Raw genomic sequence first — 24,128 nt, forward strand, 5'->3', positions numbered from 1 at the left:
ACGACGGTCGGGCGCCCGCCGGCGATGCCGCCGAGGGCGACGACGGCGGCCCGGTCGGCCAGGCGGTCGCGCACCCGCAGCGCCAGCGTGCGCAGGTCGTCGGCGGAGCCGACCTCGCCGACCGGCTCGGCCACGAGCGCGAACGTCCCGGCGGCGGATGCCGTCTGCGCCAGCGCCGGCGCTCGCTCGGCGAGAGCCCGAGCCTCGAACGCCGCGATCTTCTTCTCCGCGGCCTTCAGGTTCGCGCCGAGCTCCGCGACCCGTGCCGCGAGCTGGTCCTTCGGCGCCTTGAGCGCGGCCTGGAGCTGCGAGACGATCGCACGTTCGGCGGCGAGCTCGCGGAACGCGTCGGATCCGACGAGCGCCTCGACCCGGCGGCCTCCGGCGCCCACCGAGGACTCACCGACCAGGCTCACCAGCCCGATCTCGGCGCTCGTCGCCACGTGCGTGCCCCCGCAGAGCTCCCGCGACCAGGGACCGCCGATGTCGACCATGCGCACGGTGTCGCCGTACTTCTCGCCGAACAGGGCCATCGCCCCGAGCTCCTTGGCCTCCGACAGCGCGAGCACGCGCGTGGTCACCTCGAGGTTGTCGCGCACCGCGTTGTTCGCGATCTCCTCGATCTCGCTCTTGGTCGCGTCCGACAGCGCCTGGTTCCAGGTGAAGTCGAAGCGCAGGTAGCCGGCGCGGTTGAGCGAGCCGGCCTGCGTGGCGGTCGAGCCGAGCGTGTCGCGCAGGGCCGCGTGCACGAGGTGGGTCGCGGAGTGCGCCTGGCGCGCGGCGCGCCGGTTCGCGGCGTCCACGACCGAGGTCGCTGCCGCCCCCACGGCCACCTCGCCGCCGGTGACCTCGACCGTGTGGCTGACCAGGCCGGGCACCGGGCGCTGCACGTCGAGCACCTCGAGCTCGTAGCCGGGGCCGACGATCGTCCCCTTGTCGGCGACCTGGCCGCCGCTCTCGGCGTAGAGCGCGGTCTCGGCGAGGACGACCTCGGCGATCTGCCCGGCGCTCGCCCGGTCCGCGGGCAGGCCGTCGACGAGGATGCCGAGCACCCGGGACTCGGTCTGCAGGTCGGTGTAGCCGGTGAAGACGGTCTCCCCCGCCGCGCGCAGGTCCCGGTAGACGCTGAGGTCGGCGAGGGCGCGCCTGCGCGAGGACGCGTCGGCCTTCGCGCGGGTGCGCTGCTCCTGCATGAGCGTGTCGAACGCCGGGCGGTCGACGTCCAGCCCCGCCTCGGCGGCCACCTCGAGGGTGAGGTCGATCGGGAAGCCGTACGTGTCGTGCAGCAGGAACGCCTCGGATCCCGAGAGTGTCGTGCCGCCGGCGGCCTTGGTCTGCCCGACCGCGGTGTCGAGGATGGTCGAGCCCGCCGCGAGGGTCCGCAGGAAGGCGTCCTCCTCGGCGAACGCGTGCTGCGAGATGCGTCCCCAGTCGCTGACCACCACGGGGTAGGCGCTGGCCATGGCGTCGCGCGACGCGGCGAACAGCTCGGGGAAGGTGGGGCCGTCGACGCCGAGCAGGCGCATCGCGCGCACCGTGCGGCGCATGAGCCGGCGCAGGATGTAGCCGCGTCCCTCGTTCGACGGGGTGACGCCGTCCGAGAGCAGCATGAGCGAGGAGCGCACGTGGTCGGCGATGACGCGGTAGCGCACGTCGTCCTCGCCGGAGGCGCCGTACGCCCGGCCCGACAGGTCGACGGCCCGGTCGAGCACCGGGCGCACCTGATCGATCTCGTACATGTTCTCGACGCCCTGCTTGATGAACGCGACGCGTTCGAGGCCCATGCCGGTGTCGATGTTCTTGTTCGGCAGCTCGCCGACGATGTCGAAGTCGGTCTTGGACCGCACGTTCGTGATCGCGTACTGCATGAACACGAGGTTCCAGATCTCGGTGAACCTGCTGTCGTCGACCGCCGGTCCCCCGTCGCGGCCGTATCTCGGCCCGCGGTCGAAGTAGATCTCGGAGCAGGGCCCGGCCGGGCCGGGCTGCCCGGTGGACCAGTAGTTGTCCTCGCGGCCCATGCGCTGGATGCGGTGCTCGGGCAGTCCCGCGATGGAGCGCCACAGGCCCGCCGCCTCGTCATCGGTCTCGTAGACGGTGACCCAGAGGTCCTTCTCGTCGAAGCCGAGGCCGCCGGCCGCCTCGCTGGAGGTCAGCAGCTCCCAGGCGTAGCGGATGGCGCCTTCTTTGAAGTAGTCGCCGAAGGACCAGTTGCCGAGCATCTGGAAGAACGTGCCATGCCGGGCGGTGTGCCCGACCTCCTCGATGTCGTTGGTGCGGATGCACTTCTGCACGTCGGCGGCGCGCGGGAACGGGGGCGGCACGGTGCCGTTCAGGTACGGCACGAAGGGGACCATGCCGGCGACGGTGAACAGCAGCGTCGGATCGTCGCTGACCAGCGACGCCGAGGGGACGATGACGTGGTCGTTCTTCTCGAAGTAGTCGAGGTAGCGCTGCGCGATCTCAGCGGTCTTCATGGGTGTGTCCTCGCAGTGCGCAGCGACGCACCGGGACGGTGCGTGAGCGCGCAGATGTCAGTCGGTGGTCGGCGCGGCGTCGCCCAGGCGCGCCTGCTGCTCGCGATAGGCGTCGCCGATGCGATCGGTGAACTCCGAGATCCTGGCGTCCACCTCGGCGAGCAGCTCGTGGCCCCGGGGATCCTTGTTCACGATGTGGGCGAGGAGGAACCCGCCGGCGATCCCGAGCACGAACCAGAACGCTTTGTCCACCCGATCACTTCCTCGTACGTCTCCGCCGGCCGGCGGCTGCATCCATCGTAGGCGAGAACGCCGGGCGACGACGAAGGGCGCCGGGATGCCGGCGCCCTTCGCGTGTGCGGTCCGGGTCAGCGGGCCGCGTAGTACTCGACGACGAGCTGGACGTCACAGGTCACGGGGACCTCGGCGCGCTTCGGGCGACGCACGAGACGGGCCTGCAGCGTGGAGAGCTCGACCTCGAGGTAGCCCGGGACCGGGGGCAGCACCTCGGCGTGGCCGCCGGCGGCGGCGACCTGGAAGGGCTCGGTGCCCTCGGAGCGGGCCTTGACGTGGATGAGCTGGCCGGGCTTCACGCGGAACGACGGGCGGTCCACGATCTGGCCGTCGACCAGGATGTGGCGGTGCACGACGAACTGGCGGGCCTGCGCGGTGGTGCGGGCGAAGCCGGCGCGCACGACGAGAGCGTCCAGGCGCATCTCGAGCAGCTCGACCAGGTTCTCACCGGTCAGACCGTCGGTGCGGCGGGCCTCGTTGAACGCGATGCGCAGCTGCTTCTCGCGGATGCCGTACTGCTCGCGCAGGCGCTGCTTCTCGCGAAGACGGACGGCGTAGTCGCTGTCGGCCTTGCGCTTGGTGCGGCCGTGCTCGCCGGGAGCGTAGGGACGCTTCTCGAGGTAGCGGGCGGCCTTGGGGGTCAGCGCGACGCCGAGCGCGCGCGACAGGCGGACCTTGCGGCGGTCCTGGGACTTCGTAGCCACGAAGTGTTCCTTCCGATGACGCGGCCGTGACGGTCACGGCTCGCGGACGTATCCCCCGCTCCTCGCCCGTTCCGGACTGCACGCCGAAGCACACCGGACGGTCTCGATCAGAGGAGGGGGATGCCCGAAAACACGGTTTCGAGCCGGTCAAGCCTAACAGACGGTCCTCTGCCGCTCCGAGCGGGGATCTCACAATCGGGGTCGGGCCGACGTGCAGAAGCGTTCACACGCGCCTGTCGGCGTCGCAATCACGCGGCAACGGCCCGTTCGTACCCTGTCGCCATACCGCTATACCGCCGGCGCTCCGGCGCCCGATTCGACAGGGAGCACCATGGACCAGCACCAGATCGACCTCGTGCAGCGCTCGTTCGCACAGGTCGCCCCGATCGCCGACGTCGCCGCGACCATCTTCTACGATGATCTGTTCGAGCGGGATCCCTCGCTGCGGCCACTGTTCGCAGCGGATCTCACGGCACAGCGCAAGAAGCTCATGACGATGCTCGGCACGGTCGTGGGCGGCTTGCGCAACTGGACGCGCACCGCTGTCGTCGTCCGTGATCTCGGCGCTCGGCATGCCCGCTACGGCGTGTCCGAGGAGCACTTCGCGACCGTCGGCGCGGCGCTGCTCGCCACACTCGAGAAGGGGCTGGGTGACGACTTCACCCCGGAGGTGCGCGAGGCGTGGACGCAGTGCTACGTGCTCGTGGCCGACCAGATGAGGGCGGGCCTGCTCAGCGCGGCCGCGTGAGCCCCCCGGCGTTCACCCGCCGTCGAGGATCTTGCGGATCTTCTCCAGCCGTGCCTGCACGTCGCGCTCGGCGCCGTGCGAGGTCGGCTCGTAGTAGCGGGTTCCGCGCAGCGTGTCGGGCAGGTGCTGCTGGGCCACGACGCCCACGTCGGAGTCGTGCGGGTAGACGTAGCCCTTGCCGTGCCCGAGCCGCTTCGCGCCCGCGTAGTGCGCGTCGCGCAGGTGCTTCGGCACCCGGCCCGACTTGCCGGCGCGCACGTCGGCGATCGCCCGATCGATCGCCAGGTACGCCGCGTTCGACTTGGCCGTGGTGGCGAGGTATGCGGTCGCCTCGGCGAGCGGGATGCGGCCTTCCGGCATCCCGATGAAGGCGACGGCGTCGGCGGCGGCCACGGCCACCTGCAGCGCCTGCGGGTCGGCCATGCCGATGTCCTCCGCCGCTGAGATCACCAGCCGCCGCGCGATGAACCGCGGGTCCTCCCCCGCCTCGATCATGCGGGCCAGGTAGTGGATCGCCGCGTCGGGATCGGAGCCGCGGATCGACTTGATGAAGGCGCTGATGACGTCGTAGTGCTCATCGCCCTGCTTGTCATAGCGCAGCAGGGCGCGGTCGACGGCCTGGGCGACGAGCTCGGCGGTCACCACGGGAGCGCCGGTGTCGGCATCCGTCGCCATGGCCGCCGCCGCCTCGAGCGCCGTGAGCGCTCGTCGCGCGTCGCCGGAGGCGAGCTGGATCAGCGCCGCGCGCGCGGCCGGTTCGAGTGCGACGGCACCGGCGAGACCGCGCGGGTCGGTGACCGCTCGGTCGAGCAGCAGCCCCAGGTCGTCGTCGGCGAGCGGCTCGAGGGTCAGCAGCAGCGAGCGGGACAGCAGCGGCGAGATCACCGAGAAGGACGGGTTCTCGGTGGTCGCGGCGATCAGCACGACCCAGCCGTTCTCGACGCCGGGCAGCAGCGCGTCCTGCTGGGCCTTCGTGAACCGGTGGATCTCGTCGAGGAACAGGATGGTCGACTGTCCGTAGAGGTCGCGCTGGGTCATCGCGGCCTGCATGACCTCGCGGACGTCCTTCACGCCGGCGGTCACCGCCGACAGCTCGATGAACCGGCGTCCGGAGGAGCGGGCGATCGCCTGGGCGAGCGTCGTCTTGCCGGTGCCGGGCGGGCCCCAGAGGATGACGGAGACGGCTCCGGTGGTCTGCCGGGCAGGGTCCGCCAGGGCGACGAGGGGCGAGCCGGGGCGCAGCAGCTGCCGTTGCCCGGCGACCTCGTCGAGCGAGACCGGCCGCATCCGCACCGCGAGCGGGGTCTGCCCGCCCATCAGCGCCGTCGTCCCGCTCATGTCTCCAGGCTAGACGGCCCCGGGGACACCGAGCGGTCGCCGCTTTGGCGCTCATACCGGCGCCCCGTAGGATCGTGCCCGGTTTCCGACAGGAGGAACGCGTGGCAGCCACGGGGAAGAAGCGCGAGGAGCGCGCGGCACGAGAGCGCGCGCGCACGTACGCCGCCAGGCAGGATCTGCATGAACGGGCGGTGCGCCGCCGGTGGCGTGACAACCTCGTCGTCGGCATCGCCGGCGGTGCGCTGGTGGTCGTGATCTCGCTGCTGCAGTTCGCCTACTACTCGCAGCCGGCACCGTCGTCCACCGAGACCCCGGCCGCCACCGACGTGCCGACGGCGACCGACACCGCGACACCGGAAGCGACGACCACCCCGTAGCCGCGACGGGGCACGTACTAGGCTGTCTCCGATTGCCCGCCTACCGACGTGAACCGCCCGAGGTGCCCCGTGTCCGCGACCGAAGAACCCACCCCCGACAGCGCCGTCCCCTGGGGACGCGTGGACGACGACGGGACCGTCTCCGTGCGCGAGGGCGACCAGTGGCGCGTCGTGGGGCAGTTCCCCGACGGCACGCCGGAGGAGGCGCTGGCCTACTTCGAGCGCAAGTACGCCGACCTCGCCGCCGAGGTGTCGCTCATCGAGGTGCGCCACCGTCGCGGCGGCGCAGCCGCCGGCGACCTGCGCCGCAGCGCGACGACCGTGCGGGCGAAGGTGACCGGCGCCGCCGCCGTCGGCGACCTGGCGGGCCTGGAAGCGCGCCTCGGCGTGCTCCTGGAGGCGCTGGAGTCCGCGACCGCGCAGGAGGCGTCCGCCGCCCACGAGGCCGTCGAGGCGGCCGTCGCCGAGCGCACGGCGCTGGTGGAGCGGGCCGAGGCCCTCGCCGCGAAGGATCCGCAGTCGATCCAGTGGAAGCAGGCCTCCGCCGAGATCGCCGACCTGTTCGCGCAGTGGCAGTCGCAGCAGCAGAACGGCCCCCGACTGCCGAAGTCGACCGCCCAGGCGCTGTGGAACCGTTTCCGTGATGCCCGCTCGAGCCTCGAACGACACCGTCGCGCCTTCTACGCCGACCTCGACGAGACCCACAAGCAGGCGCGGGACCAGAAGACCCGCCTCGTCGAGCGCGCCGAGGCGCTGGCGCCGAAGGGCGAGGACGGCATCCCCGCCTACCGGGCGCTGCTGGACGAGTGGAAGTCGTCCGGGCGTGCCGGGAAGAAGGTCGACGACGCGCTGTGGGTGCGGTTCAAGGCTGCGGGGGACGCGCTCTACGGCGCACGCGTCCAGCGTGAGACCGCCCAGGCGGAGGAGTCGAAGGAGCGCATCGCCCGCAAGCAGGAGCTGCTCGTGCAGGCCCGTGCGATCCCCGACCTCGGCGATCTCGCCGCGGCGCGCGCACAGCTCGCCGCCCTGCAGCGGGAGTGGGACGAGGTCGGCCGCATCTTCCCCCGGGACACCGAGCGCGCGCTCGACGACGACCTGCGCAAGATCGAGCAGAACGTGCGCGGCCGCGAGGACGCCGAATGGAAGCGCAACAACCCCGAGACCAAGGCGCGGGCCAACGACCTCAGCCGTCAGCTCACGGACGCGATCGCGAAGCTCGAGGACGAGCTGGCCGCAGCCACCGCCTCGGGGGACAAGCGCGCCATCAAGGACGCGACCGAGGCGCTCGACGCCCGGAAGGCGTGGCTGCGCGCGATCGGCGGCTGAGTCTCCTCCCCAGCCCCGCCGGCGACCTCGGCTGTCCACAGGCGGGTCCGGTGCCGCGCGGCGCACCGTCGTCCGGTCGCACACTGCCGGTATGACCTGGATGCCGGTGTACTTCGCCGACGGTCGGCTCGGCGCCGCCGAGCTGTGCGCCGCGGTGCTCGACGGCCACCTCGTGCGGCTCGGCGAGGGTTACGTCGCCGCCGACACCGTCGAGACCATGACGTTGCGCGCGGCCTCGCTGCGACCGCTGACCGGGACCGATGCCGCCGCCACGCACACGAGCGCGGCCTGGGTGCTGGGCGCGCGCGACCGCCCGCCCGAGCATCACAGCCTGCAGCGCGTCGTCCCGCACCGCACCCGACACCGGCAGGACGTGCGCTACCTCTACCGGGACCCGCTGATCCCGGCGGAGGACCTGCTCGTCCTCGCCGGCGTGGCGGTGACCACCCCCGCACGCACCGTCGCCGACCTCCTCCGTGACGACGAGCCGGATGCGCTCTCACTCGTCGCCGGCATCCGCACCGCCCACCCTGGCGCCCTGACCGACGCACGCGCGTGGTTCGGGCGACGTCCGCCGATGCCCGGGAAGCGCAGGGCGCTGGCGCTGCTGGAGCGTTACGACGAGGTGACGCGGTAGACGTCGTAGACCGCGTCGATGCGCCGCACCGCGTTGAGCACCCGGTCCAGGTGCACCGTGTCGCCCATCTCGAACACGAAGCGGCTCAGGGCGAGACGATCGTTCGTGGTCGACACGGTCGCGGAGAGGATGTTGACGTGATGCTCGCTGAGCACCCGGGTCACATCGCTGAGCAGCCCCGAGCGGTCGAGCGCCTCGACCTGGATCTGCACCAGGAACACGCTCTTGGTCGTCGGCGCCCACTCGACCTCGATCATGCGCTCCGGGTCGTTCATCAGCGCCTTCACGTTCGTGCAGTCGCTGCGGTGCACCGAGACGCCGCTGCCGCGGGTGACGAAGCCGACGATCTCGTCGCCGGGCACCGGCGTGCAGCACTTCGCGAGCTTGACCAGGATGTCGGGCGCCCCGCGCACGAGCACCCCGGAGTCGCCGTCGCGCGGCGCCCGGCTGCGGCCGATGTGTGGGATGTCGATCGGCCCGGTCGAGGTGTCGTTCGCGGCGACGAGCGCCGTCACCTTCTCGAGCACCGACTGCGTCGACACGTGCCCTTCGCCGACCGCGGCGTACAGCGCCGAGACGTCCTCGTACTTGAGCTGCTGGGCGACCTCGGCGAACGAGTCCTGGTTCATCAGGCGCTGCAGCGGCAGGTTCTGCCGGCGCATCGCCCGGGCGATGGCCTCCTTGCCCTGCTCGATGGCCTCTTCGCGCCGCTCCTTCGTGAACCAGCCGCGGATCTTGTTGCGCGCGCGGGTGCTCTTGACGAAGCCGAGCCAGTCCTGGCTGGGCCCGGCATCCGGGTTCTTGGACGTGAACACCTCGACGACGTCGCCGGAGTGCAGCTCGGACTCCAGCGGCACGAGCCGGCCGTTGACCTTCGCCCCCATGGTGCGGTGCCCGATCTCGGTGTGCACCGCATAGGCGAAGTCGACGGGGGTCGCGCCCGCCGGCAGCCCGATGACGCGTCCCTTCGGCGTGAAGACGTAGACCTCCTTGGCCCCGATCTCGAACCGCAGCGCGTCGAGGAACTCCCCCGGGTCGGCGGTCTCGGCCTGCCAGTCCGAGATGTGGGCGAGCCAGGCCATGTCGTTGTCGGTCGCCTTGGCGTCGGCCTTGCCGCCGGCCATCCGCTCCTTGTACATCCAGTGCGCGGCGACGCCGTACTCCGCCTGCTGGTGCATCTCGTTGGTGCGGATCTGGATCTCGACGGTGCGGCCGCCGGGGCCGATGACCGTCGTGTGCAACGACTGGTAGAGATTGAACTTCGGCGTGGCGATGTAGTCCTTGAACCGCCCCGGCAGCGGCGTCCACCGGGCATGGATCGCGCCGAGCACCGCGTAGCAGTCGCGCACCGTGCCGACGATCACCCGGATGCCGATGAGGTCGTAGATGTCGTCGAACTCGCGGCCGCGCAGCACCATCTTCTGGTACACGGAGTAGTACTGCTTGGGCCGGCCGACCACCCGCCCGCGGATCCGCAGGTCGCGCAGATCCTCGTCGACCGCGTCGATGACGTTCTGCAGGTACTCCTCGCGCTGCGGGGTGCGCTGCCTGACCAGGCTCTCGATCTCGGCGTACAGCTTGGGGTGCAGCACGGCGAACGACAGGTCCTCGAGCTCGCTCTTGATGGCCTGGATGCCGAGCCGGTGCGCGAGCGGCGCGTAGATCTCGAGCGTCTCGGTCGCCTTCTTCGCCGCCTTCTCCGGCGGGACGAACCCCCAGGTGCGGGCGTTGTGCAGACGATCGGCGAGCTTGATGACGAGCACGCGGATGTCGCGGCTCATCGCCACGATCATCTTGCGGACCGTCTCGGCCTGCGCCGCGTCCCCGTACTTGACCTTGTCGAGCTTGGTGACCCCGTCGACGAGCATCGTGATCTCGTCGCCGAACTCGGCGCGCAGCTCGTCGAGCCGGTAGCCGGTGTCCTCGACGGTGTCGTGGAGCAGCGCCGCGGCGACCGCCTTGGGCCCCAGGCCCAGGTCGGCGAGGATCTGGGCGACGGCGAGCGGATGCGTGATGTAGGGCTCGCCGCTCTGCCGCTTCTGGCCCCGGTGACGGCGCTCGGCCACCGCGTACGCGCGCTCGAGGATCGTCAGGTCGCCCTTGGGGTGGTGCGTGCGCACCGTGCGGATCAGCTGGTCGAGGTCGTCTCGCCGCGCCGCGCGGGAGAAGATCCGCGGCACGAGGCGGCGCAGCGACGAGGACTGGGCGGCAGCGGGGACGGTCTCGGTCATGGCGTGCTCACCGTCCCTCCGCTGGATGCTTCATCCTATGCCCCGGCGAGAGCCTGGCTCCCCGCGTTCGCTCAGGCCGGAATCTCGGCCTTCGCGCGGGTCTGACGCGCCCGCTCGTCGCGGCTGCGGATCCCCTTCTCCCCCTCGCGGAACAGCGAGTACAGCGGAGCGGCGACGAACAGCGTCGAGTAGGCGGCGACGATCGTTCCCACGAAGATCGACAGCGAGATGTCGGTGAGCGTCTGCGCACCGAGCCACACGGCGCCGATGAACAGGATCGCGCCGGTCGGCAGCACCGCCACGACGGTCGTGTTGATCGATCGCACCAGGGTCTGGTTCACCGCGAGGTTCACCGACTCGCCGAAGGTGCGCCCGGAGTTCTCGCCGTCCGCTCTCGTGTTCTCGCGGATCTTGTCGAAGACGACCGTCGTGTCGTAGAGCGAGTACGCCAGCACGGTGAGGAAGCCGATGACCGCCGCCGGCGAGATCGCGATGCCCGCCAGCGCGTACACGCCGATCGTGATCACGAGCACGTCGATGAGGCCGATGATGGCGGCGGCCGACATCTTCCAGGTCCGGAAGTACAGCGCCAGGATGAGGAACGTCAGCGCGAGGAAGATCGCGAGGCCCCACAGCGACTGACGGGTGACGTCGGCACCCCAGGTCGGGCCGATGAAGGATGCCGTGACCTCGTCCTCGGAGACGCCGTAGGCCTCGGCCAGGGCCGACCGCACCGCCTGCGTCTGGTCGTCGCTGAGCTGATCGGTCTCGACCTGGATCGAGTCGTCGCCGACGGTTGTCACCTTCACCTCGGCGTCCGGCACGAGCGACTCCAGCGTGTCGGTGGCGATGGACTGGTCGATGCCGTCCACTCCGGACACGGTGAACTTGGATCCGCCGGTGAACTCGATGGAGAACTCCACGCCCTTCACGAACGGCACCAGGATCGATCCGATCACCAGCACCGTCGCGATCACGAACCAGAGCCGGCGCCGGCCGACGAAGGGGAACGAGGTCTTCCCGGTGTAGAGATCGTTGCCGAGCTGTCCCATCGTGCGCATCAGTCGTCCACCTCCTTCGTCGTCGTGGTGGTATTCGAGTCGGTGGACTCGGCCGCCTGCTTGCGCTCGGCGATGGTCTGGCGACGGCCGGCCTCGCCGCGCGACCTCGCGGCGCGCCCGCGCACCACGGCCTCCGGCGCCCGGAACTGGGCGCGGCCGCGGTACACGGCGCCGAGGGCGTCCGGGTCGAGTCCCGACAGCTTGTGCCCGGAGCCGAAGAAGCGGGTGCGCGCCAGCAGCTGCATCACCGGATGGGTGAACAGGATGAAGATCAGCACGTCCAGGGCGGTCGTCAGCCCGAGCGTGAACGCGAAGCCCTTCACGGTCGCGTCGGCGAGGATGTAGAGGACGACGGCGGCGAGCACGTTGATCGACTTGGAGATGTAGATCGTGCGCTTCGCGCGGCCCCAGCCGTCCTCGACGGCCGCGGTGATCGACTTGCCGTCGCGCAGCTCGTCGCGGATGCGCTCGAAGTACACGATGAACGAGTCCGCCGTGAAGCCGATCGTCACGATGAGGCCGGCGACGCCGGCGAGCGAGAGCCGGAAGCCCATCCGCCAGGACAGGATGCACAGCAGCAGATAGGTGAGCACCCCCATCACCGCGAGGGATGCGATGATCACCGACCCGAGCGCACGGTAGACCAGGAGCGAGTACACCGCCACCAGCGCGAGACCGATGAGCCCGGCGATGAGACCGATCTGCAGCTGCTGCGTGCCGAGGGTCGCCGAGATGGTGTCGGAGCTCTGCACCGAGAAGCTCAGCGGCAGCGCGCCGTACTTGAGCTGGTCGGCGAGGGTCGTCGCGGTCTCCTGGGTGAACGACCCGGAGATCTGCGGCTTGCCGTCGGTGATGACCGCGTTCATCGACGGGGCGGAGATGATGACGCCGTCCAGCACGAACGCGAACTCGTTCTGCGGCGAGGAGAGCGAGTACAGCCGCTGGCTGATCTCCGTGAAGGTCGAGGTGCCGTCGCCGTCGAAGGTGATGTTGACGACCCACTCGCCGGTGCTGGAGTTCTGTCCGGCGCTGGCATCGGTGATCGACTCGCCGTCGAGCTCGACCGGTCCGAGGATGTACTTCGCCGTGCCGGTGGAGTCGCAGGTGATCAGCGGCTCGTCGGTGGGCTCCGCCGCCGGGTCGTTGTCGGAGCTCGAGCAGTCGTACGCGAGGAACTCCGAGTACAGCGCGTCGGTGATCCAGTTCGTGTCGCTGCCGTTGGTCGGGCTGACGGTGGGCGTCGAGTTCTCGGTCGGGTCCGGGGTCGGATAGGGCGTGGAGAGCCCGTCGTCGCCGATGTAGCTGCCGCTCGTCTCACTCGACGAGTACAGCACGGCCCGCAGCTGGAGCTGGGCGGAGGCCTCGATGCGCTCGCGCGTCTCCTCGTCGGCTTGACCGGGGATCTGCACCACGATGTTGCGTCCGCCCTCGGTCGTGACCGAGGACTCCCCCACGCCCGACGCGTCGATGCGCTGCCGGATGATCGAGACCGCCTGGTTGAGCTGATCCGCCGTCGGGTCGCTGCCGTCGGCAGTCTCCGCGGCGAGCACGATCTGGGTGCCGCCCTGCAGGTCGAGCGCGAGCTCAGGGACCCAGCTGCTCTTCTGGAACACGTATACGCCGAGGGCGTTGATGCCGGCCAGCAGGGCCGCGACGGCCAGCAGGCCGATCAATGCCCGCCAGGCATGGCGGACGGGAGTGGATGACGCCACGGACTTTCCGCTTTCTGATCGAACGGCGCAGGCTCAGGCGCTCGGCTTTGCCGGGTCCTCCGGCTCGTCGCCGGGACGTGCGTGCTTCTTGTCGTCGCTGATCGAGGTGATGTCGCCGTCTGCGACGCCGCCGATGTACTCCGCCTCCGCGGTCTCCGCCTCGATGAACTCGTCCTCGGTCACGACACCCTCGACCGGGTCGACGACGCGCAGGATCGCCTGGCTGTGCACCCTGATCTCGACGCCGGGTGCGATGGCCACGAGCGCCGGCTTGTCGAGGTTCTCGGCGTCGAACTCGACGATGGTGCCGTACAGACCGCCCTGCAACAGCACCTCGGCGCCGGGGACGGTCTCGCGGGCCTTCTTCTCCTGCTCTGCCTTCGCCTTCTGCATCCGGCGGCGAGAGCTCCAGAACATGAAGATGAGGAGCAGGACGAGCAGGATGATGAGGCCGTAGTTGGCGAGGAAGTCAGCCATGAAGGTCGGGGTGCCTTTCAAACGCAGCGCTGCGGAACGACGCTGGAGGGAGGAGGGGCGAAAGCCTTCAGTGATTATAGGTCATCGAGCCTCAGCGCCCCATCCGGGTGCGCGACCCGCAGGTGCGCGTAGGCCTCGGGGGTGGCGACGCGCCCGCGTGGGGTGCGCCCCATGAAGCCGATCCGCACCAGGTAGGGCTCGACGACGGACTCGATGGTGTCGGCTTCCTCGCCGACGGCGACGGCGAGGGTGCTGAGCCCCACCGGGCCGCCGCGGAATCGCCGGACGAGTGCGTCGAGCACCGCCCGGTCGAGCCGGTCCAGGCCGATCGCGTCCACGTCGTAGAGCTCGAGCGCGGCGTGGACGGCCGCGGTCGCGTCGGCATCCCCCCGGCCGTGCACCAGCAGGTAGTCGCGCACGCGCCGCAGCAGCCGGTTGGCGATGCGAGGGGTGCCGCGCGAGCGCCTGGCGATCTCCGCCTGCGCGGCGGTGGAGAGGTCGACGCCGAGCACGTCCGCGGACCGCCCGATCACCTGCTGCAGCTCATCGGGCTCGTAGTACTCGAGGTGTGCGGTGAACCCGAACCGGTCGCGCAACGGGTTCGGCAGCAGCCCGGACCGGGTCGTGGCGCCCACGAGGGTGAAGGGCGCGAGGTCCAGCGGGATGCTGGTGGCGCCGGCGCCCTTGCCGACCATGATGTCGATGCGGAAGTCCTCCATCGCGAGGTAGAGCATCTCCTCCGCCGAGCGCGCCATCCGGTGCACCTCGTCGATGAACAGCACCTCGCCGGGAGTCAGGCTCGACAGCAGCGCGGCCAGATCGCCGGCGTGCTGGATCGCGGGACCGCTGGACAGGCGGAGAGGGCGTCTGCTCTCGTGCGCGACGATCATCGCCAGCGTCGTCTTGCCCAGGCCGGGAGGGCCGGAGAGCAGGATGTGGTCCGGCGGCCGCTGCTGCAGGCTCGCGGCGTCCAGCAGCAGCTGCAGCTGGCCGCGCACCTTCTGCTGACCGACGAACTCGGCCAACGACACCGGGCGCAGCGCGCCCTCGACGGCGAGCTCGGCCTCGTCGAGCGGCTCCGGGTCGCGGGCCTCAGCCATGGACCGCCTCCGTGCGCGCCGGGCCCAGCTGCGCGAGCGCGAGGCGCAGCAGCGACGGCACGCTGCTGCCGGCCGGCGCGTCCGCGACGACGACGGCGACGGCGTCCGTCGCGATCCGCTCGGGCCACCCGAGACCGACGAGGGCCTGGACGACCTGCGGCTCCAGGGATCGGCCGGCGGGGGCCGGAGCGCTGGCGCCCGCGGCGGGCACGGCGAGCTTGCCGGCCAGCTGCACGACGATGAGCTTCGCCGTCTTCGGCCCGATGCCGCTCACGCGCCGGAACGGCGCGTCGTCCTCTGCGGCGACGGCATCCACGATCTGCGCCACGCTCAGCGCGGCGAGCACGCCGAGAGCCGACTTCGGACCGACCCCGGACACCGCGACGAGCGCGGAGAAGGTGCCCAGCTCCTCGCGGGTCGCGAAGCCGACGAGCGACAGCGCGTCCTCGCGCACGATCAGGCTCGTGTGCAGGTGCAGCTCGTCGCCGAGGTGCGCGGTGCGGGTCACCTCGGGGGTGACGGCCACCAGATAGCCCACCCCCGCGACCTCGAGCACGATCGAGTCCGGGGCGACGTGGGCGACGGTTCCGCGCAGCGAGGCGATCATGTGGACGAGCCTAGGCCGAGTTCGCAGATATGTTCGAGCGACACGCTCACCGCCGTGTCGCCCGTTCGGCCTCGCGCCAGAGACGCTGCGCCGGCGTGAGCGATGCGGTCGCGCCGGGCGCGGCGATCGGACCGGACCGCCATGCGTGGCACAGCGCGAGGGCGAGCGCGTCGGCGGCGTCCGCGGGTTGCGGCAGCTCCGGAAGCCGCAGCACGCGCGCGACCATGGTCTGCACCTGACGCTTGTCCGCCGAGCCGTAGCCGGTGATCGCGGCCTTGACCTCGCTGGGCGTGTGGGTCTCGGCGGCGATGCCGTGCTCCGCGGCCACCAGCAGCGCGATCCCGCTCGCCTGGGCCGTGCCCATGACGGAGTGCCGGTTCTGCTGCGCGAACACGCGCTCGACGGCCATCACGTGAGGCGCGTGCGTGGCCACGGCCGCACGGATGCCGGCGGCGATCAGCCGCAGCCGCTCGGCGACGGGCGCGTCCGTGGGCGAGCGGACGACCTCGACGTGCACGATGGTCGCCGACCGGTCCGGCCGCACGTCGACGATCCCGACACCGCATCGGGTGAGGCCGGGGTCGACGCCGATGACGCGGAGCGCGGAGGTCACGTCTTCACGCTACGGCGCAATCGGGGTCGCCCCCGCAGGACGCGCCTACTCGTCGTCCTCGAGCTCGGCCTGGACTTCGGCGGACAGGTCGAAGTTGCTGAACACGTTCTGCACGTCGTCGCTGTCCTCGAGCGCGTCGATGAGGCGGAAGACCTTGCGGGCGGTGTCGGCGTCGATCTCGACCTTGAGGTTCGGCACGAACTCGACGTCGGCCGACTCGTACTCGATGCCGGCATCCTGCAGCGCGGAGCGCACCGTGACGAGGTCGCCGGCCTCGGTGATGACCTCGAAGCCCTGGGCGTGCGGCTCGACCTCCTCGGCGCCGGCTTCGAGGACGGCGAGCATGACGTCGTCCTCGCTGGCGCCCTCGCCCACGACGATGACGCCCTTGCGGGTGAAGTTGTAGGCGACGCTGCCGGGGTCGGCGAGCGTGCCGCCGTTGCGGCTGAGGGCGGTGCGAACCTCTGCTGCGGCTCGGTTCTTGTTGTCCGTCAGGCACTCGATCATCAGGGCGACGCCGTTCGGACCGTAGCCCTCGTACATGATCGAGGCGTACTCGACCGACTCGCCGCCGATGCCGGCGCCGCGCTTGATCGCGCGGTCGATGTTGTCCTTCGGGACCGAGGTCTTCTTGGCTTTGAGTACCGCGTCGAACAGCGTCGGGTTGCCCTGCAGGTCGGCGCCGCCGAGCTTCGCCGCGACTTCGATGTTCTTGATGAGCTTGGCCCACGACTTGGCACGGCGAGCGTCGATGACGGCTTTCTTGTGCTTGGTCGTGGCCCACTTGGAGTGTCCGGACATGGAGAAGATTCTAAGCGACGGATCCCGACCGCCTGCCTGCGCGAGGGGCTCAGCCGACGAGCTTCGTGAGGGTCCGCAGGTTCCGCGTGGTGGTGGTCGCCTTGTAGCGCGCCTTGCCGAGCAGCTTGCCGAAGGGGGTGTCCAGGGTGCGTCCCTTCTCGACGCTCCAGTAGACCACTCCGGGCCCGTCGCGCACGGGGTCCTCCTCGGGGTCGAGGGATCCCGCTGCCGCGACGATCTCGGCACGCACCGCGTCGTCGCCGCAGAAGACGACGTAGGGCTGCCGCGACGGGTCGTCGGCGTCGAACGGGAATCCCGCGATCGCCTTCTCGAGGTCCCCGAGCGTGACCAGCACGATCCACGCGTCGTAGCCGAACCGCTCGCGCAACGCCGACTCGATCCGTTGCTTCAGCCCGGCGCGCGCGGCATCCGACACGAACCGCACGTTGCCGCTGGCCAGAACGGTCTTCACATCGTCGAAGCCGAGGTCGCGGAACAGCGTCGCCAGTTCCGCGCTGCGGATCGTGACGCCGCCTACGTTCACGCCGCGCAGCAGCGCGATCCAGGTCCTCGGGGAATCGGATGTCCGCGCCACCTCGCGAGGCTACACCCGGCCCGGCGTGGTCCCGGCGGTCACGCCAGCCGGTAGTCCGGGATCCTGTCCTCGGTGGCGAGCCGGTCGGCCATCCGCATCTGGGCACGGCGGGTGAACGGGTTGGCGAAGGACCAGTCCCGCAGCCGGATGAGCGCCCACGACGCCGGGGCGAGGAAGCTCCCGCCGTTTCCGGTCCGCGCGACCCTGGTCGGGCGCCGCATGATCCGGTCGTACGCGTCGAACGCCGCGACATGGTCGCCGCGCGCGGCGACCAGCTCGCCCGCGAGGACGTAGGCGCCGACGATCGCGAGGCCGGTGCCGAACCCGCCGAGAGTGTTCGCGTAGCCGGCGTCGCCGACGAGAGCCACGCGGCCGCGGGTGAACGAGGTCATCCGCGTGCGCACGAGCGCGTCCAGATAGAAGTCGGCGCTCTCCCGGCACGCCTCGAGTGCTGCCGGCACCCGCCAGCCCGCGCCCCGGAAGCCGTTCTCGAGGAATCGTCGCTGGGATGCGATGTCGTGCCGGTCGTAGTCCGGCCGGTCGGCGCTGAACACGAACAGGCACGGGGCCTTCTGACCGCCGAGCATGGCGAGCCGGCCCGGCTCGTTGTACGCGTACGCGACGGCCCGGCCGCTCGGCAGCTGCGTCACGAGATCGTCCAGCGGGACCGTGCTGCTCGCCACCGCGTAGTAGCGGCCGAGCGCCTCGACGTGCTCGGTCTCCGGGCCGAAGGCCAGCCGGCGGACGACGGAGTGCACGCCGTCGGCTCCGATCACGAGGTCGTACCGCTCGGCCGGCCGGTGCGCGAACTCGACGTCCACTCCGGCCGGCGACTGCCGCAGCGCGGTGATCTCGTCTCCGAAGACGTATTCAGCCTCGCCGTCGCTGCGACGGTGCAGGATCGCGGCCAGGTCGCCGCGGAGGATCTCCACATCGCCGCCGATGAAGTCCCCCGGGACCGTCGCTCTCACGCGACCGAGCCCATCGACCATCCGCCAGTCCGTCTTCGGCGTCTGAGCGGCATGGACCTCCTCGAGCACGCCCAAGCGGTCCAGGACGCCGAGATGGGTGCGGCCTGTGAAGTCGACGGCCTGGCCTCCCGGACGCACGGCGGGCGCCTTCTCCACCACGGTCACCTCGAAGCCGTGGCGTCCCAGCCAGTGCGCCAGCGCGGGACCGGCGATGCTCGCTCCGGAGATCAGGATCCTCACCCGCTGCTCCTCTCGGTATCTGCGTCTAATAGACGCAATCAAGAGATAGCGTATGCTGGACGCAATTGCAAGCGAGGAGATCGAGTGGACGCGAACGATGACGACGTCGTGGCGCTGCTGTGGAGCCAGGAGGGCGACCGACGGACCAGGCCGGGCCCGAAGCCCCGTCTCATGCTGGCGCAGGTGGTCGACCGGGGCATCTCGATCGCGGATGCGGACGGACTCGATGCGGTCACGATGCAACGGCTGGCGGACCGTCTCGAGACCACGAAGATGGCGCTGTACCGATACGTTCCCGGCCGCGCCGGGCTCCACGCGCTCATGCTCGACGGCGCCCTCGACGCGCCGCCGGCGGACGGCGGGACCGACTGGCGCGCAGTCCTCACGCGGTGGGCGCTCGAGCTCTTCGAGCAGGCGGCGGCGCACCCGTGGGCGATCGAGCTCGCGCAACGCAACCATGTCCCGGGTCCGCGTGAGCTGCGGTGGTTCGAGTCCGGCCTGCTCGCCCTGGACGGCCTGCCGCTGACGGCGCCCGAGAAGCTCGACGTGCTCGCGCTCCTGTCCGGTCACGCGATGTCGCTCGCGCAGCGGGCGGTGTCGGCGTCGGCCCCGGAGGCGGACATGGGCCGCGTGCTCGCGCCCGTGCTGGCTGTCCGCGGCGCCGACTATCCGCAGACGGTCGCGGCCTTCTCCGACACGGGCGCGGGACGGGACACGGCCCTGACGTTCGGCATCGACCGTCTGCTCGACGGGATCGACGCGCTGGTCGCGAGCCGGTAGGCGCCGCACGGATCGACGCCGGCTGTCCGGCTCCATCGACGCGGTCGGATGTCGGAGGCCCTCATCAGAATGGATCCATGGACCTCCTCGCCGAAGCCATCACCGCCGTTCGCGACAGCGCGGCGGCGCTGGTGGTCGACGGCATCCGGCCGGGCCTGTTCCGCGCGCTGTCGGAGAACGAGATCGCGTCCGATCTCGCCGCGCTCTCCGACGCGCGACGACTCGTCGAGGCGGCCATGGCCGATCTCGTCGGCGAGATCGCCGCACGGTCGGAAGGCCCTGCCCGCGAGGAGCACATGACGGCGCATATGGGGTGTCATGATGTCGGCGAACTCGTCCAGCGCGTCACCCGTGCGAGCGCGCAGACGGCGTCGCGCCTGCAGCGCGCGGCCCGTGCGGTGCGGCCGAACGTGTCGCCGACGACCGGTGAAGAGCTGCTGCCCGAGCTGCCGCATGTACGGCAGGCGATGCTCGACGGCGTGCTCGGCATCGACGGAGTGCTGGCCATCGCCATGCCGCTGCTGTCGACCTGCCCGCGCGTCCCGCCGGACGCACGCCGACACGCCGAGGAGCTCATCGTCGCCGAGGCCCGCGGCGACGGTCCCGATCAGGCACCGCCCCTGTGCGCAGACCTCCTGCGCCTGCAGGCGCAGGTCTGGGCCACCGTGCTGGACCAGGACGGCGCAGAGCCGCGCGAGCGGGCGGCGATGCGCACGCGCGCGGTCACGCTCGGCGTCGCGACGCCGGAGGGCGTTCGCATCCGCGGTACGCTCCTGCCCGAGGTCGCCGCCCAGTTGCAGACGATCTTCGATGCGCAGCTCTCACCTCGTACGGTCGTGTTCGCTCCCGACGACGAGTCGCCGGACGCACCGCGCGATGACCGCACCCGCGCGCAGAAGCAGCACGACGCGTTCGCGGCGGCGCTGGGCGCCGCGGCGTCCAGTGGTCTGCTCCCCACCGTCGGCGGGGCCGCACCGACACTCGTGGTCTCCGTCACGGAGGAGGAGCTCGCGAGCGGTCGCGGGTACGCGCACGCCCAGGGGCACGATGAGGCGATCTCGATCGACGCCGCCCGGCACATCGGCTGCCGCGGCGTGATCCAGCGGATCGCCAGTTCGCCGACGGGGAAGATCATCCGCATCGGCACGACAGAACGCGTCTTCAACCGCCATCAGCGTCGTGCGATCGCACTCCGCGACGGCAATTGCGTGATCCCGGGATGCGGGGTGCCTGCGGCGTGGTGCGAGATCCACCACGTCGTCGAGCACGCGCAGGGCGGACCGACCCATACCGACAACGGCGTGCTGCTCTGCTGGTTCCACCACCGGTTCCTCGACCGCAGCGGCTGGCGGATCCGCATGAATCGCGGCGTGCCCGAGGTGCGGTCGCCCGGCTGGTTCGACGCGACGCTGCGCTGGCGCGCGGTGACCACCTCTCCCACGCGGTTACGCACGCGTGTTCTGCAGACGTGAGCGAGCCTGCTACCGAGAGCGTCCCGCGCGACCTCGACGACCACGACGCCGGGTCGGCGGCTCGGCTGCCCGCTGCGCGCTCTCGGCCGCCTGCCGTCGTCGTTCACGGCGCTCCCGCCACGCCGTGACCTCGTCGTCGACGTCACGCGTCGGAGTGACCACGGGCGGTCCGCCGAGGAGCTGGCGACGCGCCTCGATCACACGACGGTTGAAGTCCTCGACCGTCTCGCGCACCTCCGCCTCTCGCGACAGATCGTCCAGTCGCGCGTCGAGCTCCGTGTTCTCCACGCGCAGAGTCAGCGCCGCCGGCCCGAGCCCGCGCAGCTGCTCGGTCTCGATCTTGCGGCGCAGCCACCAGTCCGGATCGGGAGGACCGCCCAGTCCCGGCAGCGGCTTGCCGGCACCGGGCAGGTCGTCGAAGTCGCCGCGACGGATCGCCAGCTCGATCGCCGTCTCGACCATCGCCGCCCGCTGCAGCTCGGACTGCCCGCTCGCCGTCGCTCCGCGCTGCGCTCTGTCCTCGGGGTCGCCGCGGTCCGCGCGCGCCGCGTTCTCGGCCCGGCGGCGTGCCGCCGCCAGGCGGGGATCCTCCGTCATCGCGACCTCCCTCCGCCGGCTCGAGGATCGCAGGGCGATTATCTCCCCGCGCGCACCGACGCCAGGAACAGCTCGTGGAAGCGGTGCTCGCCGGTCATCTCCGGGTGGAACGCCGTGCCCAGCAGATTCCCCTGCCGTACGGCGACGACCCGCCCGTCCGGAAGGGTCGCCAACGCCTCGGCATCCGGTCCCGTCTGTTCGACCAGCGGCGCGCGGATGAACACCGCGTGCACCGGCCGCTCCCCCAGCGCCGGCACGTCGAGGTCGGTCTCGAACGAGTCGACCTGGCCGCCGAACGCGTTCCGGCGCACGGTCACGTCGAGCCCGCCGAAGGTCTGCTGGCCCTGGATGCCGTCCACGATACGATCGGCGAGCAGGATGAGCCCCGCACACGTGCCGTAGACCGGCAGACCGGAACGGATCGCGTCGCGGATCGGCTCCCGCATCCCGAACGCCCGCGACAGCTTGTCGATCACGCTGGACTCCCCGCCGGGCAGGACGAGGCCGTCGACGGATGCCAGGTCCGCCGGCCGGCGGACCAGCACGACCTCCGCGCCCAGCCCCGCCAGCACCTGCGCGTGCTCGCGCACATCGCCCTGCAGGGCGAGCACGCCGACGGGGCGCGTGCTACCAGCCACGCTCGGCGAGGCGGTGCGGCGCGGGCAGGTCGGCGACGTTGATGCCGACCATGGCCTCGCCCAGGCCGCGGGACACCTCGGCGATCACCTTCGGGTCGTCGGAGAAGGTCGTCGCCTTCACGATGGCGGCGGCACGCGCCGCCGGGTCGCCGCTCTTGAAGATGCCCGAGCCGACGAACACGCCGTCGGCGCCCAGCTGCATCATCATCGCGGCGTCGGCCGGGGTCGCGACGCCGCCGGCGACGAACAGCACGACCGGGAGCTTCCCGGTCTCGGCGATCTCGGCGACGAGCTCATACGGCGCCTGCAGCTCCTTGGCCGCGACGTACAGCTCGTCCTTCGGCAGCGCGCCGAGCGCCGCGATCTCGCCGCGGATCTTGCGGATGTGCTTCATCGCCTCGGAGACGTCGCCGGTGCCGGCCTCGCCCTTGGAGCGGATCATCGCCGCGCCCTCGTTGATCCGGCGCAGCGCCTCCCCCAGGTTCGTGGCGCCGCAGACGAACGGCACGGTGAAGCCCCACTTGTCGATGTGGTTCACGTAGTCCGCCGGCGAGAGCACCTCGGACTCGTCGATGTAGTCGACGCCGAGCTCTTGCAGCACCTGCGCCTCGACGAAGTGGCCGATGCGGGCCTTGGCCATCACCGGGATCGAGACCGCCTCGATGATGCCGTCGATCATGTCCGGGTCGCTCATCCGGGACACGCCGCCCTGCGCCCGGATGTCGGCCGGCACCCGTTCGAGCGCCATGACGGCGACGGCGCCGGCGTCCTCGGCGATCTTCGCCTGCTCGGGCGTGACGACGTCCATGATGACGCCGCCCTTGAGCATCTCGGCGAGGCCGCGCTTGACGCGGTCGGATCCGGTGGTGGGAGTGGACACGAGGTCTCCTTCGGGCATGAAATCTTTTGACCTATGCCAAACGCTAGCATGTTCCACGACATACCCTTTCGCAGGTGAGACGACATGACCACGGCCACTGAGATCACGGGCGCGACGGCGACGGAGATCGCCGGGAGCGTGCGCGCCCTCGCCGCCCGCGGCGAGCTGCGCCCGGGCGACGCCCTGCCACCGGTGCGCGCGTTGGCCGAGCACCTCGGCCTGAACCGCAACACCGTCGTCGCCGCCTATCGCCAGCTCGCCCAGGCGGGTGTCGTGGTCGCCCGCGGCCGCACCGGCACGCGCATCGCGGACCGGGCTCGGGTAGCGCAGGAAGGCTTCGCCCCGGACGCACGGGAAGGCCTCGCCCCGGGCACCCGGGAAGCCGTCGTGCCGGGCGCCCTGCTGCGCGACGTCGGCACCGGCAACCCCGACCCGGATCTCATCCCCGACCTCGCCGCCGCGCTCGGACGCATCGCCGGCCGGCCGGTGCTCTACGGCGAGCCGGTCATCGAGCCGGGGCTGGCCGACTGGGCGGACGAATGGATGCGGGAGGCCCTCGACCCGGCCCTCCCGGTGCGTCTGACGATCACCAGCGGCGCCTCCGACGGCGTGGAGCGCCTGCTCGCCCAGACCCTCACCCGGGGCGACGCCGTGGCCCTCGAGGACCCCTGCTTCCTCACGAGCATGAACACCGTGCGGCTCGGGGGCTACCGCGCCGTTCCCGTGCCGGTGGATGCCGAGGGCATGACCGTGGCCGGGCTCCGCGACGCGCTGGGGGCCGGTGTGCGCGCCGTCGTCTGCACCCCGCGCGCACAGAACCCCACCGGCGCGAGCCTGAGCGCCGAGCGCGCGGCCGCGCTGCGCGAGGTGCTCGCCGACCACCCCTACGCGCTGGTCATCGAGGACGACCACTTCTCGATGCTCTCGGCGCAGCCGTACCGATCGCTCATCGGGCCGGGGCACCGTCGGTGGGCGTTGATCCGCTCGGTCTCGAAGTTCCTCGGTCCCGACATGTGCCTGGCCGTCGTCGCCAGCGATCCCGAGACCGCCGACACGCTCGCGCTGCGGCTGCGCCCCGGCACCGCCTGGGTCAGCCATCTGCTGCAGCGGCTCGCTCACCTGCAGCTGACGGATCCGGCCGCCCTCGCCCGCATCCGGGCGGCGGGTTCGCACTACGCCGAACGGAACGCGGCGTTCGCCCGGCTGATGCGCGACCGCGGGCTGCCGACGGACGCGGGCGACGGGCTGAGCACCTGGGTGCGGCTTCCGGTGCCCGCCCGGGGCGTCGCCGAGCGTCTGCTGCACCGCGGCTGGCTCGCTCGCGCGGGAGACGAGTTCGTGCTCGCGGACCCCGCCGCGGCGTCGTGCCTGCGCCTGACCGTGCACGCGCTCGACGACGCCCACCAGGCCCGGCTCGCCGACGACCTCGTCGCCGCGATGGGATGATCGATC

At 71.3% G+C, this 24,128-nt stretch carries 24 protein-coding genes; 7 read left to right on the plus strand and 17 right to left on the minus strand.

The window, feature by feature from the left end:
* From alaS to rpsD, 3 genes are all read right to left on the minus strand, one after another.
* Window positions 1-2,477: alanine--tRNA ligase (alaS, locus tag QM626_RS09750; RefSeq protein ID WP_415076462.1), on the minus strand; the 2,477-nt coding region annotated here is incomplete at its 3' end.
* 57 nt (window positions 2,478-2,534) lie between these two features.
* Window positions 2,535-2,729, minus strand: coding sequence for a hypothetical protein (locus QM626_RS09755; RefSeq protein WP_415076463.1), 195 nt, complete (start codon window positions 2,727-2,729; stop codon window positions 2,535-2,537).
* Window positions 2,730-2,845: 116 nt separating this feature from the next.
* Window positions 2,846-3,475, minus strand: a complete 630-nt coding sequence (gene rpsD / locus QM626_RS09760; RefSeq protein WP_415076465.1) for a 30S ribosomal protein S4 — start codon at window positions 3,473-3,475, stop codon at window positions 2,846-2,848.
* Window positions 3,476-3,806: 331 nt separating this feature from the next.
* Here rpsD and QM626_RS09765 point away from each other — a divergent pair, with 331 nt between their 5' ends.
* Window positions 3,807-4,223 carry a globin family protein gene (locus tag QM626_RS09765; protein ID WP_415076467.1) on the plus strand — a complete coding sequence of 139 codons (417 nt, stop codon included), beginning with the start codon at window positions 3,807-3,809 and terminating at the stop codon, window positions 4,221-4,223.
* A gap of 12 nt (window positions 4,224-4,235) precedes the next feature.
* Here the strand turns inward: QM626_RS09765 and QM626_RS09770 are convergent, their stop codons facing one another.
* The gene (locus QM626_RS09770) at window positions 4,236-5,561 is read right to left on the minus strand and encodes a replication-associated recombination protein A (protein ID WP_415076469.1); all 1,326 of its coding nucleotides are present in this window, start codon (window positions 5,559-5,561) and stop codon (window positions 4,236-4,238) included.
* A 101-nt stretch (window positions 5,562-5,662) separates the two neighbouring features.
* On the opposite strand from QM626_RS09770, the gene QM626_RS09775 reads away from it, so the two are divergent.
* From QM626_RS09775 to QM626_RS09785, 3 genes are all read left to right on the plus strand, one after another.
* Window positions 5,663-5,938, plus strand: a complete 276-nt coding sequence (locus QM626_RS09775) for a dioxygenase (RefSeq protein ID WP_415076471.1) — start codon at window positions 5,663-5,665, stop codon at window positions 5,936-5,938.
* Between the two features lie 69 nt (window positions 5,939-6,007).
* On the plus strand, window positions 6,008-7,264 hold the full coding sequence (locus QM626_RS09780) for a DUF349 domain-containing protein (protein ID WP_415076473.1): 1,257 nt from the start codon (window positions 6,008-6,010) through the stop codon (window positions 7,262-7,264).
* A 91-nt stretch (window positions 7,265-7,355) separates the two neighbouring features.
* Window positions 7,356-7,901 carry an SAM-dependent methyltransferase gene (locus tag QM626_RS09785; RefSeq protein ID WP_415076475.1) on the plus strand — a complete coding sequence of 182 codons (546 nt, stop codon included), beginning with the start codon at window positions 7,356-7,358 and terminating at the stop codon, window positions 7,899-7,901.
* Here the strand turns inward: QM626_RS09785 and QM626_RS09790 are convergent.
* The 10 genes from QM626_RS09790 to QM626_RS09835 all read right to left on the minus strand — a co-directional run bounded on the left by QM626_RS09790 (window position 7,880) and on the right by QM626_RS09835 (window position 18,309).
* Window positions 7,880-10,132, minus strand: coding sequence for a RelA/SpoT family protein (locus QM626_RS09790; protein ID WP_415076477.1), 2,253 nt, complete (start codon window positions 10,130-10,132; stop codon window positions 7,880-7,882). The genes QM626_RS09785 and QM626_RS09790 overlap by 22 nt on opposite strands.
* A 71-nt stretch (window positions 10,133-10,203) precedes the next feature.
* Complete coding sequence (gene secF / locus QM626_RS09795; RefSeq protein WP_415076479.1) at window positions 10,204-11,193, minus strand: protein translocase subunit SecF; 990 nt, start codon at window positions 11,191-11,193, stop codon at window positions 10,204-10,206.
* The gene (secD, locus tag QM626_RS09800; RefSeq protein WP_415076481.1) at window positions 11,193-12,905 is read right to left on the minus strand and encodes a protein translocase subunit SecD; all 1,713 of its coding nucleotides are present in this window, start codon (window positions 12,903-12,905) and stop codon (window positions 11,193-11,195) included. Before secD ends, secF begins: the two co-directional genes overlap by 1 nt.
* A 33-nt stretch (window positions 12,906-12,938) precedes the next feature.
* Window positions 12,939-13,382, minus strand: a complete 444-nt coding sequence (locus QM626_RS09805) for a preprotein translocase subunit YajC (RefSeq protein WP_415076483.1) — start codon at window positions 13,380-13,382, stop codon at window positions 12,939-12,941.
* Window positions 13,383-13,456: 74 nt separating this feature from the next.
* Entirely contained in the window at window positions 13,457-14,482 is a 1,026-nt protein-coding gene (gene ruvB, locus QM626_RS09810; RefSeq protein WP_415076485.1) for a Holliday junction branch migration DNA helicase RuvB, read from the minus strand.
* Complete coding sequence (ruvA, locus tag QM626_RS09815) at window positions 14,475-15,089, minus strand: Holliday junction branch migration protein RuvA (protein WP_415076487.1); 615 nt, start codon at window positions 15,087-15,089, stop codon at window positions 14,475-14,477. Before ruvA ends, ruvB begins: the two co-directional genes overlap by 8 nt.
* Window positions 15,090-15,135: 46 nt before the next feature.
* On the minus strand, window positions 15,136-15,702 hold the full coding sequence (gene ruvC, locus QM626_RS09820) for a crossover junction endodeoxyribonuclease RuvC (RefSeq protein ID WP_415076489.1): 567 nt from the start codon (window positions 15,700-15,702) through the stop codon (window positions 15,136-15,138).
* A gap of 45 nt (window positions 15,703-15,747) precedes the next feature.
* Entirely contained in the window at window positions 15,748-16,503 is a 756-nt protein-coding gene (locus QM626_RS09825; RefSeq protein WP_415076491.1) for a YebC/PmpR family DNA-binding transcriptional regulator, read from the minus strand.
* A gap of 49 nt (window positions 16,504-16,552) precedes the next feature.
* On the minus strand, window positions 16,553-17,098 hold the full coding sequence (locus tag QM626_RS09830; protein ID WP_415076493.1) for a DUF1697 domain-containing protein: 546 nt from the start codon (window positions 17,096-17,098) through the stop codon (window positions 16,553-16,555).
* 38 nt (window positions 17,099-17,136) lie between these two features.
* Window positions 17,137-18,309, minus strand: a complete 1,173-nt coding sequence (locus QM626_RS09835; protein WP_415076495.1) for an FAD-dependent monooxygenase — start codon at window positions 18,307-18,309, stop codon at window positions 17,137-17,139.
* Between the two features lie 84 nt (window positions 18,310-18,393).
* Between QM626_RS09835 and QM626_RS09840 the strand changes: the two genes are divergently transcribed.
* Both QM626_RS09840 and QM626_RS09845 read left to right on the plus strand, forming a co-directional pair.
* The gene (locus QM626_RS09840) at window positions 18,394-19,089 is read left to right on the plus strand and encodes a TetR/AcrR family transcriptional regulator (protein ID WP_415076497.1); all 696 of its coding nucleotides are present in this window, start codon (window positions 18,394-18,396) and stop codon (window positions 19,087-19,089) included.
* Window positions 19,090-19,166: 77 nt separating this feature from the next.
* Window positions 19,167-20,561, plus strand: coding sequence for a DUF222 domain-containing protein (locus tag QM626_RS09845; protein ID WP_415076499.1), 1,395 nt, complete (start codon window positions 19,167-19,169; stop codon window positions 20,559-20,561).
* Window positions 20,562-20,570: 9 nt separating this feature from the next.
* On the opposite strand, the gene QM626_RS09850 is transcribed toward QM626_RS09845, so the two are convergent.
* Genes QM626_RS09850 through pdxS form a run of 3 tightly spaced genes read right to left on the minus strand, consistent with a single transcriptional unit; the run spans window position 20,571 to window position 22,676 of the window.
* The gene (locus QM626_RS09850; protein WP_415076501.1) at window positions 20,571-21,158 is read right to left on the minus strand and encodes a DUF1992 domain-containing protein; all 588 of its coding nucleotides are present in this window, start codon (window positions 21,156-21,158) and stop codon (window positions 20,571-20,573) included.
* A 38-nt stretch (window positions 21,159-21,196) separates the two neighbouring features.
* Window positions 21,197-21,796: a pyridoxal 5'-phosphate synthase glutaminase subunit PdxT gene (gene pdxT / locus QM626_RS09855; protein WP_415076503.1), complete on the minus strand. Its 600-nt coding sequence runs from the start codon at window positions 21,794-21,796 to the stop codon at window positions 21,197-21,199.
* Window positions 21,786-22,676: a pyridoxal 5'-phosphate synthase lyase subunit PdxS gene (gene pdxS / locus QM626_RS09860; protein WP_415076505.1), complete on the minus strand. Its 891-nt coding sequence runs from the start codon at window positions 22,674-22,676 to the stop codon at window positions 21,786-21,788. Before pdxS ends, pdxT begins: the two co-directional genes overlap by 11 nt.
* 84 nt (window positions 22,677-22,760) lie before the next feature.
* On the opposite strand from pdxS, the gene QM626_RS09865 reads away from it, so the two are divergent.
* Window positions 22,761-24,122: an aminotransferase class I/II-fold pyridoxal phosphate-dependent enzyme gene (locus QM626_RS09865; protein WP_415076507.1), complete on the plus strand. Its 1,362-nt coding sequence runs from the start codon at window positions 22,761-22,763 to the stop codon at window positions 24,120-24,122.
* Window positions 24,123-24,128: the final 6 nt, after the last annotated feature.

This window comes from Microbacterium sp. (assembly GCF_047606385.1).
Lineage (GTDB): Bacteria > Actinomycetota > Actinomycetes > Actinomycetales > Microbacteriaceae > Microbacterium.